The organism is Spongiibacter marinus (assembly GCF_016906995.1).
In the GTDB taxonomy this organism is placed as follows: Bacteria; Pseudomonadota; Gammaproteobacteria; order Pseudomonadales; family Spongiibacteraceae; genus Spongiibacter; species Spongiibacter marinus.
In genome coordinates this window covers 23,735-42,704 of the sequence record NZ_JAFBBD010000011.1, presented here as the reverse complement: position 1 = coordinate 42,704, position 18,970 = coordinate 23,735, and the positions used below count along the sequence as shown (strand labels likewise).

Genomic DNA, 18,970 nt, shown 5'->3' with positions numbered 1-18,970 from the left:
ACGCTTAGGATACGGGCCGGAAGGTCGGTTGCCCGCCATCCCAGCGCAGAAAATTACTGAGCAGACGCAGACCGGTCTCGCCGCTCTTTTCCGGGTGAAACTGCACGGCAAACACATTCTCGCAACTCATTGCGGCATGTATCTCTACCCCGTAGTGAGCCGTGGCGGCAACAAATTCAGGCGCGTCGATATAGTAGCTGTGCACAAAGTAGAAACGGCTATTATCGGCAATACCTTCCCACAGCGGGTGGTCGATGGTTTGGCTAACCGTGTTCCAGCCCATGTGCGGCACTTTCAGGCGCTCGCCGTTTGCCTCGCGCAGGTCTTTACCGAAAAACTTTACCTGGCCCGGTAGCACGTCCAGGCACTCGACGCCGCCGTTCTCCTCACTGCTTTCCATCAGCGCCTGCATACCCACGCAAATACCCAGCAGGGGTTTAGTGGCCGCCACTTCCTGAACAATTTCATCCAGACCGCGGTTTTTCAGCTCGGCCATGCAGTCGCGAATCGCGCCCACACCGGGAAAAATCACCCGGTCGGCGGCAAAGATGGTATCCGGGCAATCGGTAACCTGTACCTCAACGTCGTCGCCACCGACCTTGTGCAGTGCACTGGCCACCGAGTGCAAATTACCCATGCCGTAGTCGATAACGGCAACGGTTGATTTAGTCATATCGCAGAAATCCTAGAGACACCCTTTAGTCGACGGGGTAATGCCCGCCATACGCTCATCCACCGACAAGGCCATACGCAGGGCACGACCGAAGGCTTTAAACACCGTCTCGGCCTGGTGGTGAGTATTGGTGCCGCGCAAATTATCGATATGCAGGGTGACCTTGGCGTGGTTGATAAAGCCGTGGAAGAACTCTGAGAACAGGTCTACATCGAAACCACCCACGCTGGCACGGGTATAGGGCACGTGGTATTCCAACCCGGGACGCCCAGAGAAGTCGATAACGACACGCGACAGGGCTTCATCCAGCGGCACATAGGCGTGGCCGTATCGGGTGATGCCTTTTTTATCGCCCACCGCCTCGGCAAAGGCCTGACCCATGGTAATGCCGATATCTTCCACGGTGTGGTGGTCGTCGATATGTAAATCGCCCTTGGCCTGCACAGCCAGGTCAATCATGCCGTGGCGGGCAATCTGATCCATCATGTGATCGAGAAAGGGAACTCCGGTCTCAAAGCTGGACTGGCCGGTGCCATCCAGATTTACACTGACCGTGATTTGGGTTTCCAGGGTGTTGCGGCTGATACTCGCCTTGCGCTCTGTCATCGACGTCTCTACTGAAGATTGCGTACAATACGCCATTATAAAAAATCCCGACCCGTATTACAGCCAGCAGAGTGCGGATAAATGCCCGTATATTCAGAATACATTCGCGATCCTGCCCCAGAGGACCGTGTAGACCTAGAACGTCTGTATGCCGACGACGCCGAAAAACTGATCAGCGCCGCGCAAAGTGAGCAACTCTTGCTGATTGGTGGACGCTTTAATGACCGCCTGATTGCCGCGATGACCTTAACGCCGATCCACAATGGCGACTACCAGTTGGCCAGGCTCACCGTTCGCGATATCACCCGTCGACGCGGTGCAGCGCGCCAGCTATTGATCCAGGCGATGAAAGCATTGCCTGAGGACCTGCGCAGTATGTCGGCCGACATCTCCAGCGCGCCGGAACTCAGCCCGCTGCTGACCGAGCTGGGGTTTCAAAATCAAGGATCGACGTGGCAGTGGCAGCGCCCCAGCGGTGAGTGACAGCGACTTCAGCCGCCGCCTGCTGAACTGGTTCGACCAGCACGGCCGCAAAGACCTGCCCTGGCAGCAAGACATCAATCCCTATCGGGTGTGGGTGTCTGAAATTATGCTCCAGCAAACCCAGGTCACCACGGTCATCCCCTACTATCAGCGCTTTATGGCCCGCTTCCCCAGCGCAGAGGCGCTGGCGCAGGCAGATATCGACGATGTTCTCGCCCTTTGGACGGGGCTGGGCTACTACGCCCGGGCGCGCAACCTGCACAAAGCGGCGCAAACCATTGTGAACGAGCACAACGGCGAGTTCCCGCAAACACCGGAGACTATCGCGTCACTGCCGGGTATTGGTCGCTCCACGGCCGCCGCAATATTCAGCATTGCCTGCGGCGGCAGCGCCGCCATTCTCGATGGCAACGTCAAACGCGTGCTCAGCCGCCACAGCGCCATCGATGGCTGGCCGGGCAAGCGCGAGATTGAACAACAGCTTTGGCAGCTCGCCGAGGCTTACACCCCACAACAACGGGCCGCCGACTACACCCAGGCCATCATGGACCTCGGCGCCACCCTTTGCCGGCGCAGCAAACCCGAGTGTGATCGCTGCCCCGTCAGTGACGATTGCAAGGCCAAGGCCATGGGCCGCCAGAGTGATTACCCCGGCAAAAAGCCACGCAAAGCCCTGCCGGTAAAAACCACCCATATGCTGCTGATTGAAAACCTTCAAGGGGAGATCCTGCTGGAAAAGCGCCCCAGCAGCGGCATTTGGGGCGGCCTGTGGAGCCTGCCGGAGCTGGACAGCGACGGTGATATCGACGACTACCTCGACGCGACGGTTGGCCACATTGGCGTTGCCGAAGCGCTGAGTCCCATGCGCCACACCTTTAGTCACTACCACCTGGACATTCAACCGCAGCACATCCGCCTGCAGCGAGAGCCGACGCGGATCATGGAAGGCACTCGCCAGCTTTGGTATAAGGGTGGGCAACAACAGCTCGGCCTCGCGGCGCCCGTCAAAAAACTGCTCGACAGCCTGCTGCAAAACGACTTATTTACGGAACCTCAGCCATGACACGCACCGTTTTCTGCAAGAAATACCAACAAGAACTCGAAGGCCTGACAAAGCCGCCCTACCCCGGCGCGAAAGGTCAGGAAATTTACGAAACCGTTTCCAAAAAAGCCTGGGAAGAGTGGCAGGCGCACCAAACCATGCTCATCAACGAGAAACAGCTGAGCATGATGGACCCCGGCTCGCGAAAATTCCTCCAGGCAGAAATGGAAAAATTCTTTGCCGGCGAAGACTTTGAACAAGCCGAAGGCTACGTGCCGCCCAGCGAGTAACTTCCTGTTTTCAGGGGCTTGACTCCCTGAATCGGAACAGGTTTAATACGCGCCTCTTGCGAAGCACATCAGATGCGTCGCCATGCCCAGATAGCTCAGTCGGTAGAGCAGTGGATTGAAAATCCTCGTGTCGGTGGTTCGATTCCGCCTCTGGGCACCATTTAGCACTCCTCCTTACTCCCAAAAAGTCTAACAAACCCACTGATAGCGCGGATTTCGGCGCTATAATACCCCATATTCATCCAAGTTAGCCTACTACAATCTGGGGGCAACTGGGGGCCACTCTGGGGGCAAGAACCACAACCCAAAACTTGTTGCCCCCAAATAGGGGCATATATGGCGTTAACCGATATCAAAATAAAACAGGCCAAAGCACGTGAGAAAATCTTCAGAATTAGCGACGAAAAAGGCCTGTATATAGAGATACACCCAAGTGGCGCAAAGTACTGGAGACACAAGTACCGCTTCGCTGGCAAAGAGAAGCGAATTGGGCATGGGGTCTATCCAGAAGTCACACTCGCGGAAGCACGTATAGCGCGAGACGAAGCCCGCCGCCTCCTTCGCGAAGGTATAGATCCATCTCAACTCAGAAAGACCACCAAAGCCAAAGCCAAGTTCGAGGCCAACAACACTTTTTCAGCTTTGGCAGCCGAATGGTACGAAAAACAACGGCCATCTTGGGCACTTTCTACCGCCGTAAAGCGAGAAGCCCTTATACGTAATGATCTAAACCCTTGGTTAGGCAACACCCCCGTCAACCAAATTGATACCCACTCTCTACTATCTACTCTACAAAGAATAGAAGACCGGGGGGCCATCGACACCGCCCACAACGCCCGCCAAGTCCTGAACCAAATATTCCGCTATGCAAAGCAAACACAAAGAGTCACCGAAAATCCTGCAGTTGACCTCCAAGGTGCACTCCGTCCGAAAACTACAAGGCACCGACCAGCTATTACCGACCCTACCGAACTAGGTAAATTACTCACCGCTATCGACAAGTATGATGGCACCCACATTGTTCGCTGCCTTCTGAAACTTTGCCCCCTTCTATTCCAACGCCCCGGAGAAATGATTGCCATGCGCTGGGACGAAATAGACCAAGATGCGGCTATCTGGAACATACCTGCCAGCAAAATGAAAATGGGTATTGCTCACACTGTGCCACTATCCCATCAAGCACTCGCCGTACTAGAAGATATAAAGCCCCTGACCTCACACCGCGCCTATGTTTTTCCCGGCGCAAGAAACCCACGGAGCCATGTTAGCGCCGCCACTATCAATAATTCCTTACAGAAATTGGGGTACGACACCAAGACCCAGCACTGCGCCCACGGCTTTAGAGCGACAGCTAGAACTTTACTGGATGAGGTCATGGAGTATCGACTTGAATGGATTGAGCAACAGCTGGCGCACCAAGTCCGCGACTCGCTGGGCCGAGCTTATAACAGGACTAAGCACCTACCTCAGCGCGCTGAAATGATGCAGGCATGGGCGGATTACTTGGACAAACTAAAGGCGAGCCATAATAGTCATGACAACATCAAAATTTACAAATCATTCTGAAGTAGAAAACGACATAGGGCACCTGAAAATTCACTTCAATTTCATGGGTAAATAATGAACACCACATCACAATCACCAGAATTTGCTGAATACATCCAAGATTCGATGATCAGCACTCCGATCTCAACGAAACTTTTTGTAGTGGATTTCATTATTGATCAATCCATTTATAAGAAAGTAAGTTTCTGCGGAGACAGTCTGCTAATATCCAGCGAGGACTATCTAGGGGGTTATAACTACAAAATCTCGCTTAGCTCCGACGAGCTCATAGATATTCTCGAAAAGCGGACTTCGTTTTGTCAGTTTATGAACGATGTAAGCAACCGCTCAATTATAGAAGTAAGCTATGATATTGGGAGCTTTAATAGAACCGAGCTTATTAGCGCCTTTCAAAAATATTTCTTTGACCCATACCCAGACTTATGCGGACGAACCGATGGTGAAGGAGAGCAAATAATAACCCTAGCTGATCTCTTGCGTGACAACCCTGATATATTTGATACAGTCCCTTCGATACTATTAAAAGCCAGTTCTTCCGAAGCTGTAGCAAGAAAGTTATGCCGTGTTTGCTTTTCGGATTTAGAGTTTTCTGCAAAGCACCAAGCTTCGCCTTTAATTGCGATAGTAAAAGAAGAGCTTCACCTTCAAGATCTTGATGGGTATGGTTTTGAATTGCATGAAGACAACATCTTTGTTGACAATCTGGATGCCAGCAAGGTCCTAGTCTACTTTTCGGGGTTCATTGCAGAAGGCTTAAAATACTTGGCAGATAATTATGAAATTATTCAAAAGGATGTGGCAGAAGTTAGAGGCACATTGCTACGAAAAATGAGGGCTTCAGAAGTTCCGGATGAGTGGGGAAACGTTGATAGCGAGGATATAGAATATGTTGCCCAAGAATATTTCGAAGCAAGACATAGCTATACGCTAAACACTGGCAACCTTGTTTGCACTCTTGCTGTAAAACTCCTTAAAGGCTTCATTGAAGAAACGGCTAATGAGATTGAGCGAGAGTTAGATAACTCGCCTGAATTGAGCGGAATCGATTTCGAAAATTCAATAGTTGAGCTGTTGGGGGAAGCCGGAATCAAGAGTTTTGTCACCAAAAGCTCGGGAGACCAAGGAGTGGATGTTTTGGCTGAAGCTGAGGGGAAGCGAATTGCAATTCAGGCCAAATATTACAGCTCGAATGTTGGGAATAGCGCAGTTCAGCAAGTTTACACCGGGAAAGGTTTTTACAGTTGTGACCATGCTGTAGTAGTCACTAACTCTCAATATACGAAATCTGCACGTGAACTAGCAGCCACCCTCGGAGTCTATCTTTGTCATTACAGCGAACTAATAAACACTATTAATCATATCACAGAACCATAGACCCAATAATCACTTCATACCAGATGAAGGTGCGTACGCTAAGGAATCTCTGCATAACCCCCGAAATTTTAGATAATTTCGCAGCCACCCCTTTCAAGTGGAATATAGCTCAAGCGAACTTCGAGAGAATATCTAGGTCGTTTGCTTATCAGCTTACTCTCTCACGGAAGTCAGCCTCCGAGAAACCCGGAGACCAGCTCAAGATTTACAGCGGATTATCCAAAGAGCCGAATTGGCATTGTTCATCAGTTTGGTAACTTACTCCATATCTGTCTCGCGGCTCTCTTGCTATAAATTTACCAACCATATCTGCAACAGAGGTGGGACAACGACCATACATGTCTTTATATTCTTGAGCAGACATTTCCAAGACCGCAATGTCAGCCATTTCTCGATTGTTCATGGCTTGATCTACCTTTTTTTCCTCCACCGCATTATTAATACTATTAAAGATAAATGGTGATAGCACTATAGCCGCAGCAATAATTAGAGCAGCAATAATAATCTTAAAACCCATAAAATTTGATCTCCCTCAAATGCTTCCTTTCAGTCAAGCTAGTGTATAAATATATCCGACTTAATCGACCACTTCGGTATTTTCATTGGAAACTGTCAAACAGCTGGGCAACCTAGAGCAATGATTGGTTATTTCAAGTCGAGCTGATGGACAGCACCATCACGAAACTGGACACAGGCGTCCTTTAATCGGACAGCAGAACAAATGAACCGAACAGACCATTGATCGACGCGTCAACTACTCCCCTTTTGCGGCAAGATGTCTTTTGTTTGCTAGATTAGTCAAATACCCATATGCGGAAAGTCGTTAACGCTCATTTTATCAAACGCGGCGGGAAAGATATTTCGTGCCCAGCCGATAGCTGGACGTTTTTACGACTGAATGTCCAGTATGGGAAAATTGATTTTATTATAGGGCTATCGAATCTGACCATAATTAGCATGCAGCCGCCCAAAGTACAGACGAGTATAACTTCTGGCGCAGTTGATCACACCCAGTATCATTGACCAATGAAGCTGGATGGCCAGCTCTTTGCCTGCCACCATCTTCCTTGAAAATTGAATCATACGACCCAGGCGCAAAAACCGGGGGCATAAAAGGGGGCATATACTAATTTTATCAATAAAATAAACTTAATAATCAAATAGTTAATACGTTAATTATGTTATGCCTCTGCACCACTTAATTTCTTGATATTCCTAGACTTTTAAAAATTGCGATGTGGCAATGCCGCCGTTTTGGACCAATCCTGGACAAATGCGCGCCGCTCACACGCTAACTATGTTCCGCACTCTCCCACTGTCTTCTCGAAACCTTCCGACGGGAGAGACAGGCATTGAAATTTTTTGGCTCTATCGACAAACGGGGTTCTCGCTACCGAGCACGGGTGACGCAACAAGGGCAGCGAATCAGCAGAAGCTTTGATACCGAAGAAGCGGCCACACAGTGGCTAAATCAGCTTGCCAAAGCCGCCCGCACCCACCGCTTTGACGCCGCATTACGGGGCGCCACCATCACGGTTGGCGAACTGCTCGATGTCTTCATTGAGCAGAAAACCGAAGAGTGGAAACCCAATACTCGACGCACCACCACCTCAAAAATTCGCTCTTTGCAGGCACAGCACCCAGATTTGTTAGGCATTCCTGCGGACTCCTTCTGCACAAGCCACATTGCCGAGATGGTAAACCGGCTCCGCAAGGCACACCCACCCGTAGCAGCCGCCACGATCAAGCAAAATGTCGGCTTTATTCGCACTGCCTATAATCTGGCCAATGCACGACTGGGCTTCAATCTCGACAACCCCGTAAAACCCGGCTGCCTTCCCAAAGTAAACAACGCCCGAGACCGACGCCTACTCCCCAATGAGGAAGAAAAACTTCTGGAAGCCTGCGCTAAGTATGAAACAGACACTCGGTGCACAACCCCAATAGGCCTAATAGTACGATTTGCACTGGAAACCGCAATGCGGCAGGCGGAAATCGCCCAACTGCGCTGGCAAGATATATACAAAGACCCGCAACTGGGCGTCACGTTCGTCACGGTAGACCGCAAGTTCTCTAAGAACAATGATGCGCGGAAATTCCCCCTCTCGTACAACTTAGCGCAGGAGATTACGTCGCTGCGAAGCGAGAGCACAGAGGAAGGCTCCCGCGTGTTTGGCAGCAACGCACCTCAGATCCGGCAAGCATTTGAACGAAGTGCAGCGAGAGCCAATTTACAAGACCTTCGATTCCACGACCTGAGACACGAGGCAACCAGTCGATTATTCGAACGGCACCACCTTGAGCCCCATGAAGCCCAACTGATTACTGGCCATCGAACCATCGCCATGCTCAATCGATATACACACCTGAACGCACAGCACTTACTCGGCAAAATGAGGAATGTGTTGCCACCAGCATCGTAAATGCATACTCCAATATAGATAACCGGGCAGCCTGCATGGCTAAAAATAGGGGCGATGCAGCCCCCACCTCAGCAAGGCTAACGAGCCGCCCGGAAATTTCGAGCCTTTCTCGAAGCCGACGCTCTTTTTGGCATCGTTGATATCCAGGATTCAACGTCCGACCGCAACCAAACCCGACACCGGGGAGAAAGCTCCCGATACGGTGGAAACGCCCCCCCTCTCGCGATTCGATTGGTTAATGACTGAGGTGCTATTCCCAACAAGGCGGCTACTTCTTCTCGATTAAGAATTTCTCGTTCTGGCACTGTATACCTCCGGAAATGGAATTTCAGACATACAGTGGGAGATAGAGGAACAAACACAGTAAAAGAACGATAGTGATGCACGACATCAGAGCTATGTGTCAACTCTGAAGCACGACCTTCGGGTTATGAGAAATCCAACCAAGTCCTAAGCTACTGTTTTTAAGTTAAAAATATCCGAGGCGTCCGTTGTTCTGGGTATAGTTTGGCATAGCAGAGGACATGTGCCCCCACAAATCTCCCACTAGACCTCGCGAAGCAATACTCGTGGCTTTGGCGGACATGTCAATTTTGCGGCGATTATGACAGAGTATATTCACGAGCTACCCAACTGGCCCAACTTCAGCTTCGATGAAGGCTTCATCGCGGAGCGGCTACCCGCGGTGTTTCGCAAGCAGGGTCGCTTGCTCGTAAGAATGAATCTCTGGGCTTTGAGTTACAGCAAGAGGCCGAGCTCTACACACTGACTGAAGATGTACTACGCACCAGCGAAATTGAGGGCGAAATCCTCGACAAACAGCAGGTGCGCTCCCCTATTGCCCGGTATCTGGGAATGGATATTCCACCGCTGGTTAAAGCTGATCACGCCGTGGAAAGCGTGGTGAAAATGATACCGGAGCCACCAAGCACTTCGATAAGCCTCTTACCTGTGAGCGCCTGTGTTCCTGGGATGCAGCGCTGCTTTCCATTGGACGTAGCGGCATGCACAAAATCACCGTCGGTGACTGGCATCAGGCCGAAGGCGGCCCTATTCAAATCGTATCCGGTCCAATAGGCCGCAAATCCGTCCACTTTGAAGCGCCGGATGCTGGTTACCACAAGAAGTGGCGCGTTTCCACGAATGGTAAGAACCCCCTTTCAAGGGTGACCTCAATCTAAAGGCGGATATTGCCCACCTCTGGTTCGTCACGATTCGACCCTTTGAAGACGGCAATGGGCGAACAATAAGAGCGACGGCGGATATGCAACTGGCTCGAGCAGAGGGCAGCCCACACCGGTTCTACAGCATGTCCGCTGAAATACAGTGGCGGCATAAATCCTATTACGACATCCTGAAAAATCCCAGAAGGGCCGTCGAGATATCACGCCCTGGCGGTGTGGTTTCTGGAGGCCCTTGAGGCAGCCGTTGATGCTGCGGAGCAGCATCACAGGATAATGCTACACGGGATATTAATGACTTGATCGAAAAAGGCACGTTGAAAAAATTACCTAGTAGAGGCCGAAGCACCAACTATGCATTGGTCACTGCATAATTAGCTGAAACAAAGCAATGATCCTAATTCTTTGGTACTTTCTGGTATGCGCGCCAACTGGCAATTTTCAATGCCATTTTATAGCCTTAAAGATCTAAGCATACACTTATCGCTCACTTTTTAAGTAGTGATCTTCATAACTCAGGCGCAAATCCCGTTTCAGGATTTTTCCTGTCGCGTTATAGGGTAATGCATCTACAAAGATGACATCGTCAGGAATCCACCATTTAGCGACCTTACCGTCGAAATAGCCGATAAGTTCGTCTTTGCTAATTGTTGCCATCGAATGCTTGACGGCGATCAGCAAGGGGCGTTCGTCCCATTTTTCATGGTGTGCCGCAATGACGGCGGCTTCTTTTACACCGTCGTGACCAACGGCGATATTTTCCAGTTCGATTGAACTGATCCACTCACCGCCAGATTTGACGACATCTTTTTCCCGGTCGACAATGGTCATGTAGCCAAGCTCATCAATGCTGGCAACATCGCCGGTGTCGAACCAACCATCTTCCGTCAATGCGGATTCATCCGCTTTGTAATAGCGCTCAATCACCCAAGGGCCTTTGACCAGTAATCTTCCCACCGCGTTACCGTCCTGGGGGAGTTCCTCATTATCCGCGTTCACAATTTTTAGTTTGATCCCGAAGGAGGCTCGACCCTGCTTCTTTTGCAGTTGAAGCAATGCCGCCTTCTCCAGATGGGTATGGGTGATAGATGCGGTATTGATTGTACCCAGAGGGCTGAGTTCGGTCATTCCCCAGGCGTGGATGACACGTACGTCGTGGATATCTTCAAACTCACTGATCATACTCTCAGGCGCAGCGGAACCACCCACAACCACTTTTTTGAGGCTGGGCAGGGTGGTGTCATTGCTTTTCAAAAAGGCGAGCAGGCTAAACCAGATAGAGGGAACGCCTAGCATACAGTCCACTTCACAGCGTTTCGCTAACTCAGACAGCGATTGGCCATCCAGCGCGCTTCCGGGTAGTACCAGATGCGCACCGCACATCAACGCGGCATAGGGCGTACCCCAGGCGCTAACATGAAACATAGGGACGACTGGAAGGATGACACTGCTTTTGTCAAAATCGAAAATATCGGGGCGGCAGGCATTCATGGCGTGCAGAATCGTCGATGAGTGCGAATAGAGCGCGCCTTTTGGATTGCCGGTTGTGCCCGAGGTATAACAAAGTGCGGCGGCGGCTTGGTCATCAAAGCTCGGCCAGCCGTTCAGAGGTGTGGCCCCTTCAATGAGATCTTCATAATAGAGCGCACCTTCAAGTGCTTGCTCCGCCGAAGTAGGTCTTTCCGTCATGAGCACAATGGTAGGCTTTGATGTAAAGCTGGACTGGAGTTCGCGGACGATGTCGACAAAGCTTTCGTCGACAAAAATCATCTTGTCTTCAGCATGATTGACGATATAGCTAATTTGTTCGTGGAACAGTCTCGGGTTAATGGTGTGAGTAACGGCGCCTAAACCGGAAATAGCATAGTACAGCTCCAGGTGGCGGTGGTTGTTCCAGGCGATTGTTGCGATGCGGTCGCCGAGGGCTACGCCGAGTTGGTCCAGGGCGCTGGCGAGCTTTAAAACACGTTGGTAGAGTTCGCTGTAACTAAATTGCCGAATGCTGCCGTCGTTGTCGCGGCTGGTGATTTTAGAGTCAGGGTTGTGGCGTACGGTATATTCGAGAATATCTGAAATCAGTAGACCGTTGGTTTGCATATTCCCACAGAGCATTGTGATTTAAACCTTCTTGTTGTTTGAGTTCCTCGGCCCATTCCATTGGATAGGCCGAGGGTTGGATCAGGAAACGGCTTGAATAATCTTAGAAACCGCGTCGGCAGGGATGGGATAGAACATGGCGGCAGGGTCAGAAGCAATAGCAACCACGATTTCACCCTTCTTATCTTGGGTGGCATTCCAGCGCGAAAACTCAGTCGTACAACCAATATTGCGTTGAAAATCCTTTAGAAACCCAATGCAATTGTGGACCAGCTCCAGATCGTCACCTTCTTGTGGCAAATTCAGTGCTTTAGCCAGACGCCGGCCCTTCCCGCGATAAAAGTCCTGACAGGCTTCCATTACCACCGGCAGCAGTGCGGCGTTCGCATCACCGTGGGGAATGTGAAACATGCTGCCAAAGGCGTGGGCACAGTTGTGAACCGGGATGGCATTCAAGCTACCACCAAAGGCATCAATCGCCATACTGCTGGCCTGTAGCATATTGGATCGGGCGATAACGTCGTCGCCGCGTTCAATCACCTTTGGCAGGTTTTCGACGATTAACTGTGCGGCATGAAAGGCGTGGGCATCGGTCAAGGCATTGGAGGTGGGTGAAGCAATCGCTTCCAGAGCATGGGTCAATGCGTCCATACCGGTCGCTGCAGTGAGCGACGGCGGCAGGCCCAGGGTTAAATTTGCGTCTAGCACGGCCATGTCGGGTTCTAAAAATGGGGCAACGAGATTGGTTTTGATACCGAGCGATTCGTTATAAAACACCGCTACAGGGGACACTTCGGCGCCTGTGCCCGCCGTTGTTGGAACACCGATATGAGGAATGGCTGAATGTTGCGCCTTTGGCCATGACTCAAGTTTAATACCGCTCTGGAGCAGTTCGGTAATATCGGAGGCGCCGTGTTGCAGGGAATATTTAACGCCTTTGGAGGCGTCCAGTACGCTGCCGCCGCCGACCGCCAATATGGCGTCTGCACCCACTGAGCGCGCGAAGGCGGTCGCTTCGTTTACTGATTCGCATCCGGCATCCTGACTGATTTCAGTGTAAACACCGACTAATTTCGCCTTATTGCTGGCTCCATTCGCAAAAACCGAGATGACCTTGTCGACAATGCCGGCTTGTCTTAATCCCGTGTCGCTGTATAAGACAACGCGTTTTGCGCCCATGCCGTCAAATAAAGCTGGTAGCCGAATGATAGATCCCGCTGCACAGTGCAGAGCAGTGCGCATAGTGTATTGATAGTAATGTGATGATGACATCTTATTATCTCGCTAATTGTAAAAGTTGACCTGAGAGCGCCGATTAAAAGGAATGCACCAATTGATAGGTTGATTTCTTTCTAGGGTCGCGTTCGAAAGCTGTCGAAATCGCTTTGATTTCGGTGTACGAGTGCAGACTCAGTTCACTCATTTCTCGGCCATAGCCACTTTGCTTCATGCCACCAAATGGCGCGTCGGTGCGCATCATATGCCAGTCGTTAATCCACACCGATCCCGCCTCCAGACGTCGGGCGATGGCCTGGGCTTCAACAACATCTTCGGTCCAGATGCCGGCGGAAAGTCCATAAACAGAGTCGTTGGCGGTGTCTATTGCAGCATCAATGTCCCGGTATTTCAGCACCGAGAGTACCGGTCCAAAGATTTCTTCGCAGGCGTGCGTCATATCATTACGGCATTCGGTGATAATAGTCGGCGCAACGAAGTAGCCGTTTTCGCAGCCCGCTACGTGACGGCGTTCCCCTCCGCAGACTATCTTGGCACCTTGCTCTCTGGCCGAATCGATATAGGCTATGATTTTGTTAAATTGCTGTTCCGAAATAATGGGGCCCATTCCTGTGTTGGGGTCGAATGGGTTGCCGACCGCAATCTTCTCTGCAGCCTCTGTCATCTTCGCCACCAACTCGTCGTGAATGTCTTCGTGCACAATAAGACGGCTGGCTGATTCACAGGCTTGCCCCGCGTTCATCATAATGCCGAACAGTGCACCGTGGGCGACAAGTTCAAGATTGGCATCGGGCATCACTATCGCGGCACCTTTACCACCGAGTTCCAATGTGACGCGCTTCAGCGTTTCTGCGGCTGCTGTTTGTATTTGCTTGCCGGTTCGGGTTGACCCGGTAAATGAAATCTTGTTGACCTTGGGATGTCTTACCAGGGCGTCGCCAACTTTGACGCCAGTACCACTGACCAGATTAAGTACGCCAGGTGGGAGTAGGGTGTTAAATAGTTCGATAACTCGATAGGTAGAGGTTGGTGTAAGTTCAGATGCCTTAACAACAACCGTATTTCCGGCGGCTAATGCTGGGGCAATTTTCCAGGCAAGCAGGAGTAGGGGGAAATTCCAGGCTGTGATGACACCGCAGACGCCAACTGCTTCGCGAACCACCATAGTATTAACCTGCTCTGGAAGCAGTTTGGGCGCCAGGTTCTCGATAAATGGATAGTCTTTAATTGACTCTGCCAACGTAAAGAACAAGTCGGCAATGGCCAGCATATCCAGCCCCATTACTCGTTTTATGGTTCCCCCGGAAGCTTCAACTTCCAGTTGGGCCAATTCCTGTGCGTTGGCCAGCACGGTATTGCCCAATTGATAAAGTAGTTTTGAGCGTTGTTCTGGCGCCATAAACCGCCAATCTTTATTTTTAAATGCTGTGCTTGCTGCCTCTACAGCCAGATCGACATCGCGAGCGTCGCCGTCGGCAGTCAATGCAATAATTTTTCCCGTAGCGGGGCAAATCACATCAATGTAGGCATTTTCCTTCGGTGGTGTATCCTGCCCATTAATGATGTGGTTGTAACATGGCGGTTCGGCTATTGATACCATTTCACTTCCTTAATCGATTATTTTTTGATGGAAACAGACTTTAGCGTCATTGCTTCTGACGACAGCTTATTCTTTCGCTTGGATGGAACAAAAGTATTGGCAGTTGAGGACAACTTTTAGCGGTACGAGTCACGCGCGATACGATCAATCCAATCTATTTATATCTTTAACGTGCGCCGGCAACCATGTGTCCTCCAATGTCAACCAATTGTCCGAATGCGATAAGACAATCCCCAAAATTAGGTGCACCATTACTAAGAACGGCTCAACCAAGGGAATACAAGCCATCCGGAGGAAAATCCGCCCTTAATTATTTAATTAAAATATAAGTAGTATTTTTTGAATTTTTGACACTAATAATGTGTATTATAATTTTTACCGAGAATGCTCAGCTATACCATATAAAATTATAATGAATCCAATAAAATATTCGAGAATGAGGCCAGTCGTTAATTTCCGGTTGTCCATTATGATTGCTGAACTAATCACAACACAGGGAGCACTGCCGAAGGCAGGCATTGTAAAATCAAGAGATTTCGTAACCTCCTTAGAATTTGCATGCCGGCAATAAGGGTGCCAAGATCGAGAAACTTAGTTGACAGAAAAAACACCCTTCGCAAAGCATTGTAAATTCTGATTTTTGGCGATGAGAAGAAGAGGAGTGAGAAAAAATCTGCAAAACACAGATAACTAAAAAACTATGGTGAACGACCGAAACTACTTAAAACCTTATTAAGGCATAAAATTCGCAATATCGGGAAAGAATCCTTTTGTTGTGAGATCGATTACTATATTTTAATTAATTGTTGCAATGATATTGCATGATGCTTCACCGTCCCACCCAGCTTGCGCGATAATTTATCGCGCTTTTTTTAAGATAAATTATTGAGGGCCTTTTCTTTTGCAATTAGAGCTGATTTTTCTCGCGAAACTGACTGGGAGTGATACTTTTCCAGCGCTTGAATGCTCGCCGAAAGCTAGCGCTGTCGTGATAGCCAATAATTTGCGCGATAACTTCTACTGATAGCTGAGTTTGGCTAAGATACTCACAAGCGAGAGTTGCCAGGACCTTGTCACGTATTTCGCGGAAACAACTGTTTTCATCATTAAGCCTTCTAGCCAAAGTCCGCTTATTCATTAACAGCAGTGATGCCACTTCTTCTGTGCTATGTATAGACCCTCGTGAAAAAATGATGCTCTCAACTTGATTAACCACCCCTCCCCCCAGCTGCCTTAAACGCTTTTTGCATTGCTGCAAGGCGATTCGATAATTTTCCTGATCGGCGTTTGCATTACGCTTCTCGCAAAGCTCGATTGGTATGAATAGTACAGATTGTGATTTTGAAAACGAATACTTAAAGTCGATATAGCGCCCATAGATTCCAGAATAATGTGGCTGAGAGTATTTGTATTCAATTAGTAATTCTGCGGGCGTATATCCTAGAACAAAATTGACGATCGAAACCAGCGTGGCACTAAATGCCTCGATAAAAAAGCGGTATATTTTTTCATTTGTTTTTATATCAAGAATAAGATGACACTCTAGGTATCTCTCAGATTTTTTCGTCGTTAAATGGGTGAGAATAATTCGTGTTGGCAGATAGTTGCAGAAAGCTTTTATTGCATCCATTAACGTCGGACTGCTGTAGGCGAGCAAACCCAGTGGTCCGTGACTAAAAGGGGTGATTTTATGTCCGACCTGTAGCCCCAGCCCCCTGTCCCCATAGATTTCCAATGCATTTTCAATAATGTTTAGTTGTTGAGTTGGCGTTAGCAGGGTGTTTGGATCCATAAATTCACGCGGCTTGAGATTAGTGCCCTTAAGGAATGGCCCTAAGGCGTCTTCGCTAAGATTCAGTTCTCTCGCGATAACTTTTGAATAGCTTGTGGAAATCGTTGCCCTGTTGTTTATCATACTTTAATTCATATTGTTGATATTAAAACTGCTGCAATTAATTACTAATTATTATACATAATATTACCCCATTTGTCTTAAATTGCCCCCCCCCTTTGTCAGATAATAACCTGTAACATTTTTAAATCGCTGCCATTATAAAAATGTGTTTAGAGGAGATAGCGAGTAATGGTCAAAATAAGATTTATTGAACACACCGGCGTTGAGCACAACGTTGATGCTCTAGAAGGTGAAAACCTGATGTCTGCCGCAATTAATAATCTGGTCCCAGGAATCGATGCCGATTGTGGCGGAAATTGTGCATGTGGAACCTGCCACATAGTTATTGAGAAAGAATGGCTGGGTAGCTCCGGAGAAATTGGCAGCGATGAGCAATCATTGTTGACCATGACGCCGGAAATATCCGAGGGTTCTAGATTAGCTTGCCAGGTTGTCGTAACTCCCGCTCTTGAAGGTGCTGTAGTTAGACTTCCCGAATTTCAAATGTAATTAAATAGAGGCATGTGTCCGGTTTCCAATTCGACTCGGGCTTAGAGGAAAGCCAGGTTGCGTCCTATCCAAGGCCTGAATTTGTGTCTTCTCTTCAACGCTCATAACGACAGCATTGTCCGGCGGATTCATGTACAGCCCAACAATGTCGATCACCTTATCAGAGAACTTAGGGTCATTACTGATCTTGAATGTCTTTAGCCGATGAGGACGCAAATCAGCCGCTTCCCATATCTGGCGGACCTGCCATGGCGTCACTTCAGCGTACTTAGCCATCAGCTCAATACTCCAGTGCGTCGCTTCTTGTGGTATCCGCTTTGTCGTTAGAAACAGAACCCGGTCTACGGTCTTCTTATCAATGACGGTAGGTCTTCCGCTGCGAGCGCGTTCTTGTAGCCCTTCAACGCCTTCTTCTTCGAAGCGGTTGCGCCAGCGGTGAACCGTCTTTGCCGAGGTCCGCTGTGCGGTGGCAACCTCTGTGGGAGTCATACCTTCGCTGAGCTGAAGAATAATCTTCGCTCGCATGATCTGCCCGTGCGGCAAAGTCGTTGACCGGCACCATTCGTTAAGAGTGGCTGCGGTATCGTCAGAAACGTGTAGAGATTTGGGAGTACGCATAGGAAAAACGCTATACACCTCCTCGTCTTAACGTTACATTATTTTCCGCATGAGCCACTAGATGGAAATAAAAAAAGTTGCCGGAGCCGCTTAATATTAGCGCGGAACGCCCTGCGCAGCGGCTCGCGCGCCGGAAAATCCTGTTTTTCGGCGAGGGGGATATTGTCGGATTTGCTGCTTGCCAAAAATTGGAGTGCGGCGACCATCTCCTCAATGAATTCAACAATAAGGGTTTTGGTGCCGAAGCCGGCCTGGGTATACAGACGCATGTTTCCCATGCCGCCCATATTGCCGTGAATACCTTCGTTCAAGGCGTAGAGCACCCCGCGTTGGTTGCCATCGGCGAGCAGCTCCCGCAGGGAATCCAGTCGTCGACGTATTGATCGGTAGTCGTAATGACCGGTTCGGTCAGTCTCTTTCCAATAATCCATGCCGGTCAGCTCGTCGAGCTTTTGCGCAGCGTTCCGCCACTCCTCATAGCAGGAGGCATTGGCAAGGGTATTTTCAAGAGTGCGTATCATCGGCCTGGCCTTTAGCTCACCTCGGCATTGGCATAGCGGGTATGCACCCAGTCACTGATATCCGCGAGTACCCGGGCGCGATCCTCGGGTAGTTCGTTGAGAATCTCGTGGTACAAGTGAGGATAAATCTTCAGGGTTTTGTCTTCGCTGGTGCAGTTGTCATACAGCACCTTGCTGGCCTCGGCGGGTATCAATTGGTCCTCGGCGCCGTGCATTACCAACAGCGGCAGAGTGATTTTTGAGAACTGCTTGGGCATTGGGTCAATCGCCGCTGCCAGTTCAGCAACGGTGCGAATGGGCACGCTGCCGTGAAGATTCAATGGGTCATCCTCGTAGCCGCGCACTTGTTCCGGGTCGCGACTCACAAGGCTGGGGTCGATTTTCAGCACCGGCAGAAACGGCACCGCCTTAGCCAGATATTTACTGATGAGCTTCATTGGCCCCGGTACCAGCTCGGTAGACAGGGCCGGGCCAGAGAGCATTAAAGCGGCGAACTGGCCCTGATGTTTTAAGGTGTAACCGGTGGCAATGGCGCCGCCCATGCTATGGCCAAACAGAATCACTGGGCAACCCAATGGGCGCACCACGGTGCTGATCAAGGTGGCTAGGTTGGCGATGCAATCTTCAAAGTTGAAAATGTCGCCGCGGCGTCCGGAGGACCGGCCGTGACCCCGGTGGTCTATGGCAAAAACATTATAGCCATCCCGGTGTAGCCGTTCCGCCATGGGTGCATAACGACCGCCGTGCTCGCCCAGGCCGTGAGAGATCACCACCGAGGCGATGGGCGCGTCCTGTGTCCAGCACTGCCACGCGATGCTTTCGCCGCGGCAGCCTTTGAATTTACTTAGTTTCACGG

The 18,970-nt window shown here is 50.0% G+C and carries 19 protein-coding genes, 1 tRNA gene and 1 pseudogene; 10 read left to right on the top strand and 11 right to left on the bottom strand.

Going from position 1 to position 18,970, the window contains the following annotated elements:
- Nucleotides 1-4: 4 nt before the first annotated feature.
- Together hisH and hisB are read right to left on the bottom strand one after the other, a co-directional pair.
- Nucleotides 5-673, bottom strand: coding sequence for an imidazole glycerol phosphate synthase subunit HisH (gene hisH / locus HNR64_RS15640; RefSeq protein WP_204997348.1), 669 nt, complete (start codon nucleotides 671-673; stop codon nucleotides 5-7).
- 12 nt (nucleotides 674-685) lie between these two features.
- A complete protein-coding gene (gene hisB, locus HNR64_RS15635) occupies nucleotides 686-1,279 on the bottom strand; it encodes an imidazoleglycerol-phosphate dehydratase HisB (RefSeq protein WP_027873086.1) in 594 nt (197 codons plus the stop codon).
- An 81-nt stretch (nucleotides 1,280-1,360) separates the two neighbouring features.
- Here hisB and HNR64_RS15630 point away from each other — a divergent pair, with 81 nt between their 5' ends.
- The 6 genes from HNR64_RS15630 to HNR64_RS15605 all read left to right on the top strand — a co-directional run bounded on the left by HNR64_RS15630 (nucleotide 1,361) and on the right by HNR64_RS15605 (nucleotide 6,034).
- Nucleotides 1,361-1,762, top strand: coding sequence for an acetyl-CoA sensor PanZ family protein (locus tag HNR64_RS15630; protein WP_204997347.1), 402 nt, complete (start codon nucleotides 1,361-1,363; stop codon nucleotides 1,760-1,762).
- The gene (gene mutY / locus HNR64_RS15625; protein WP_204997346.1) at nucleotides 1,755-2,825 is read left to right on the top strand and encodes an A/G-specific adenine glycosylase; all 1,071 of its coding nucleotides are present in this window, start codon (nucleotides 1,755-1,757) and stop codon (nucleotides 2,823-2,825) included. Before HNR64_RS15630 ends, mutY begins: the two co-directional genes overlap by 8 nt.
- Nucleotides 2,822-3,094: an oxidative damage protection protein gene (locus tag HNR64_RS15620; RefSeq protein ID WP_204997345.1), complete on the top strand. Its 273-nt coding sequence runs from the start codon at nucleotides 2,822-2,824 to the stop codon at nucleotides 3,092-3,094. The genes mutY and HNR64_RS15620 overlap by 4 nt, the downstream gene beginning before the upstream one ends.
- An 84-nt stretch (nucleotides 3,095-3,178) precedes the next feature.
- A tRNA-Phe gene (locus HNR64_RS15615) sits at nucleotides 3,179-3,254 on the top strand.
- A gap of 176 nt (nucleotides 3,255-3,430) precedes the next feature.
- A complete protein-coding gene (locus tag HNR64_RS15610; RefSeq protein WP_204997344.1) occupies nucleotides 3,431-4,660 on the top strand; it encodes a tyrosine-type recombinase/integrase in 1,230 nt (409 codons plus the stop codon).
- 54 nt (nucleotides 4,661-4,714) lie between these two features.
- Nucleotides 4,715-6,034: a restriction endonuclease gene (locus HNR64_RS15605; protein ID WP_204997343.1), complete on the top strand. Its 1,320-nt coding sequence runs from the start codon at nucleotides 4,715-4,717 to the stop codon at nucleotides 6,032-6,034.
- Between the two features lie 205 nt (nucleotides 6,035-6,239).
- Here HNR64_RS15605 and HNR64_RS15600 read toward each other — a convergent pair whose 3' ends face one another.
- A complete protein-coding gene (locus HNR64_RS15600) occupies nucleotides 6,240-6,551 on the bottom strand; it encodes a hypothetical protein (RefSeq protein WP_204997342.1) in 312 nt (103 codons plus the stop codon).
- An 835-nt stretch (nucleotides 6,552-7,386) separates the two neighbouring features.
- On the opposite strand from HNR64_RS15600, the gene HNR64_RS15595 reads away from it, so the two are divergent.
- Both HNR64_RS15595 and HNR64_RS17580 read left to right on the top strand, forming a co-directional pair.
- Nucleotides 7,387-8,457 (top strand): site-specific integrase, encoded by a 1,071-nt coding sequence (locus HNR64_RS15595; RefSeq protein ID WP_204997341.1) that lies wholly within the window; start codon nucleotides 7,387-7,389, stop codon nucleotides 8,455-8,457.
- Between the two features lie 604 nt (nucleotides 8,458-9,061).
- Nucleotides 9,062-9,303 (top strand): annotated as a pseudogene (locus tag HNR64_RS17580) (DUF4172 domain-containing protein); the annotation flags it as partial.
- 38 nt (nucleotides 9,304-9,341) lie between these two features.
- Here HNR64_RS17580 and HNR64_RS17260 read toward each other — a convergent pair.
- On the bottom strand, nucleotides 9,342-9,578 hold the full coding sequence (locus HNR64_RS17260) for a hypothetical protein (protein ID WP_232787438.1): 237 nt from the start codon (nucleotides 9,576-9,578) through the stop codon (nucleotides 9,342-9,344).
- Nucleotides 9,579-9,646: 68 nt separating this feature from the next.
- Between HNR64_RS17260 and HNR64_RS17575 the strand changes: the two genes are divergently transcribed.
- Nucleotides 9,647-9,877 carry a Fic family protein gene (locus HNR64_RS17575; RefSeq protein ID WP_198571511.1) on the top strand — a complete coding sequence of 77 codons (231 nt, stop codon included), beginning with the start codon at nucleotides 9,647-9,649 and terminating at the stop codon, nucleotides 9,875-9,877.
- A gap of 241 nt (nucleotides 9,878-10,118) precedes the next feature.
- Here HNR64_RS17575 and HNR64_RS15570 read toward each other — a convergent pair whose 3' ends face one another.
- From HNR64_RS15570 to HNR64_RS15555, 4 genes are all read right to left on the bottom strand, one after another.
- The gene (locus tag HNR64_RS15570; RefSeq protein ID WP_198570205.1) at nucleotides 10,119-11,735 is read right to left on the bottom strand and encodes a long-chain fatty acid--CoA ligase; all 1,617 of its coding nucleotides are present in this window, start codon (nucleotides 11,733-11,735) and stop codon (nucleotides 10,119-10,121) included.
- 81 nt (nucleotides 11,736-11,816) lie between these two features.
- Entirely contained in the window at nucleotides 11,817-13,007 is a 1,191-nt protein-coding gene (locus tag HNR64_RS15565) for an iron-containing alcohol dehydrogenase (RefSeq protein ID WP_198570204.1), read from the bottom strand.
- A 43-nt stretch (nucleotides 13,008-13,050) separates the two neighbouring features.
- Nucleotides 13,051-14,571, bottom strand: a complete 1,521-nt coding sequence (locus tag HNR64_RS15560; RefSeq protein ID WP_198570203.1) for an aldehyde dehydrogenase family protein — start codon at nucleotides 14,569-14,571, stop codon at nucleotides 13,051-13,053.
- Nucleotides 14,572-15,478: 907 nt separating this feature from the next.
- Complete coding sequence (locus HNR64_RS15555) at nucleotides 15,479-16,486, bottom strand: AraC family transcriptional regulator (protein WP_204997339.1); 1,008 nt, start codon at nucleotides 16,484-16,486, stop codon at nucleotides 15,479-15,481.
- A 168-nt stretch (nucleotides 16,487-16,654) separates the two neighbouring features.
- Here HNR64_RS15555 and HNR64_RS15550 point away from each other — a divergent pair, with 168 nt between their 5' ends.
- Nucleotides 16,655-16,975, top strand: coding sequence for a 2Fe-2S iron-sulfur cluster-binding protein (locus tag HNR64_RS15550; RefSeq protein WP_204997338.1), 321 nt, complete (start codon nucleotides 16,655-16,657; stop codon nucleotides 16,973-16,975).
- Here HNR64_RS15550 and HNR64_RS15545 read toward each other — a convergent pair whose 3' ends face one another.
- The 3 genes from HNR64_RS15545 to HNR64_RS15535 all read right to left on the bottom strand — a co-directional run bounded on the left by HNR64_RS15545 (nucleotide 16,976) and on the right by HNR64_RS15535 (nucleotide 18,968).
- Nucleotides 16,976-17,500, bottom strand: coding sequence for an IS630 family transposase (locus tag HNR64_RS15545; protein WP_204997337.1), 525 nt, complete (start codon nucleotides 17,498-17,500; stop codon nucleotides 16,976-16,978). It abuts the gene before it with no gap.
- 131 nt (nucleotides 17,501-17,631) lie between these two features.
- Nucleotides 17,632-18,114, bottom strand: coding sequence for a DUF3336 domain-containing protein (locus tag HNR64_RS15540; RefSeq protein ID WP_204997336.1), 483 nt, complete (start codon nucleotides 18,112-18,114; stop codon nucleotides 17,632-17,634).
- Between the two features lie 11 nt (nucleotides 18,115-18,125).
- A complete protein-coding gene (locus tag HNR64_RS15535; protein WP_204997335.1) occupies nucleotides 18,126-18,968 on the bottom strand; it encodes an alpha/beta fold hydrolase in 843 nt (280 codons plus the stop codon).
- Between the last annotated feature and the right edge of the window lie 2 nt (nucleotides 18,969-18,970).

Excerpts from the sequence above, each read along its gene's own strand:
- hisB (WP_027873086.1), bottom strand. The coding sequence starts at position 1,279 with ATGACAGAGCGCAAGGCGAGTATCAGCCGCAACACCCTGGAAACCCAA.
- HNR64_RS15630 (WP_204997347.1), top strand. The coding sequence starts at position 1,361 with ATGCCCGTATATTCAGAATACATTCGCGATCCTGCCCCAGAGGACCGT.
- HNR64_RS15565 (WP_198570204.1), bottom strand. The coding sequence starts at position 13,007 with ATGTCATCATCACATTACTATCAATACACTATGCGCACTGCTCTGCAC.
- HNR64_RS15550 (WP_204997338.1), top strand. The coding sequence starts at position 16,655 with ATGGTCAAAATAAGATTTATTGAACACACCGGCGTTGAGCACAACGTT.
- HNR64_RS15600 (WP_204997342.1), bottom strand. The coding sequence starts at position 6,551 with ATGGGTTTTAAGATTATTATTGCTGCTCTAATTATTGCTGCGGCTATA.
- HNR64_RS15560 (WP_198570203.1), bottom strand. The coding sequence starts at position 14,571 with ATGGTATCAATAGCCGAACCGCCATGTTACAACCACATCATTAATGGG.
- HNR64_RS15545 (WP_204997337.1), bottom strand. The coding sequence starts at position 17,500 with ATGCGAGCGAAGATTATTCTTCAGCTCAGCGAAGGTATGACTCCCACA.
- HNR64_RS15540 (WP_204997336.1), bottom strand. The coding sequence starts at position 18,114 with ATGATACGCACTCTTGAAAATACCCTTGCCAATGCCTCCTGCTATGAG.
- HNR64_RS15620 (WP_204997345.1), top strand. The coding sequence starts at position 2,822 with ATGACACGCACCGTTTTCTGCAAGAAATACCAACAAGAACTCGAAGGC.
- HNR64_RS15555 (WP_204997339.1), bottom strand. The coding sequence starts at position 16,486 with ATGATAAACAACAGGGCAACGATTTCCACAAGCTATTCAAAAGTTATC.
- HNR64_RS15605 (WP_204997343.1), top strand. The coding sequence starts at position 4,715 with ATGAACACCACATCACAATCACCAGAATTTGCTGAATACATCCAAGAT.
- HNR64_RS15570 (WP_198570205.1), bottom strand. The coding sequence starts at position 11,735 with ATGCAAACCAACGGTCTACTGATTTCAGATATTCTCGAATATACCGTA.
- hisH (WP_204997348.1), bottom strand. The coding sequence starts at position 673 with ATGACTAAATCAACCGTTGCCGTTATCGACTACGGCATGGGTAATTTG.
- HNR64_RS15610 (WP_204997344.1), top strand. The coding sequence starts at position 3,431 with ATGGCGTTAACCGATATCAAAATAAAACAGGCCAAAGCACGTGAGAAA.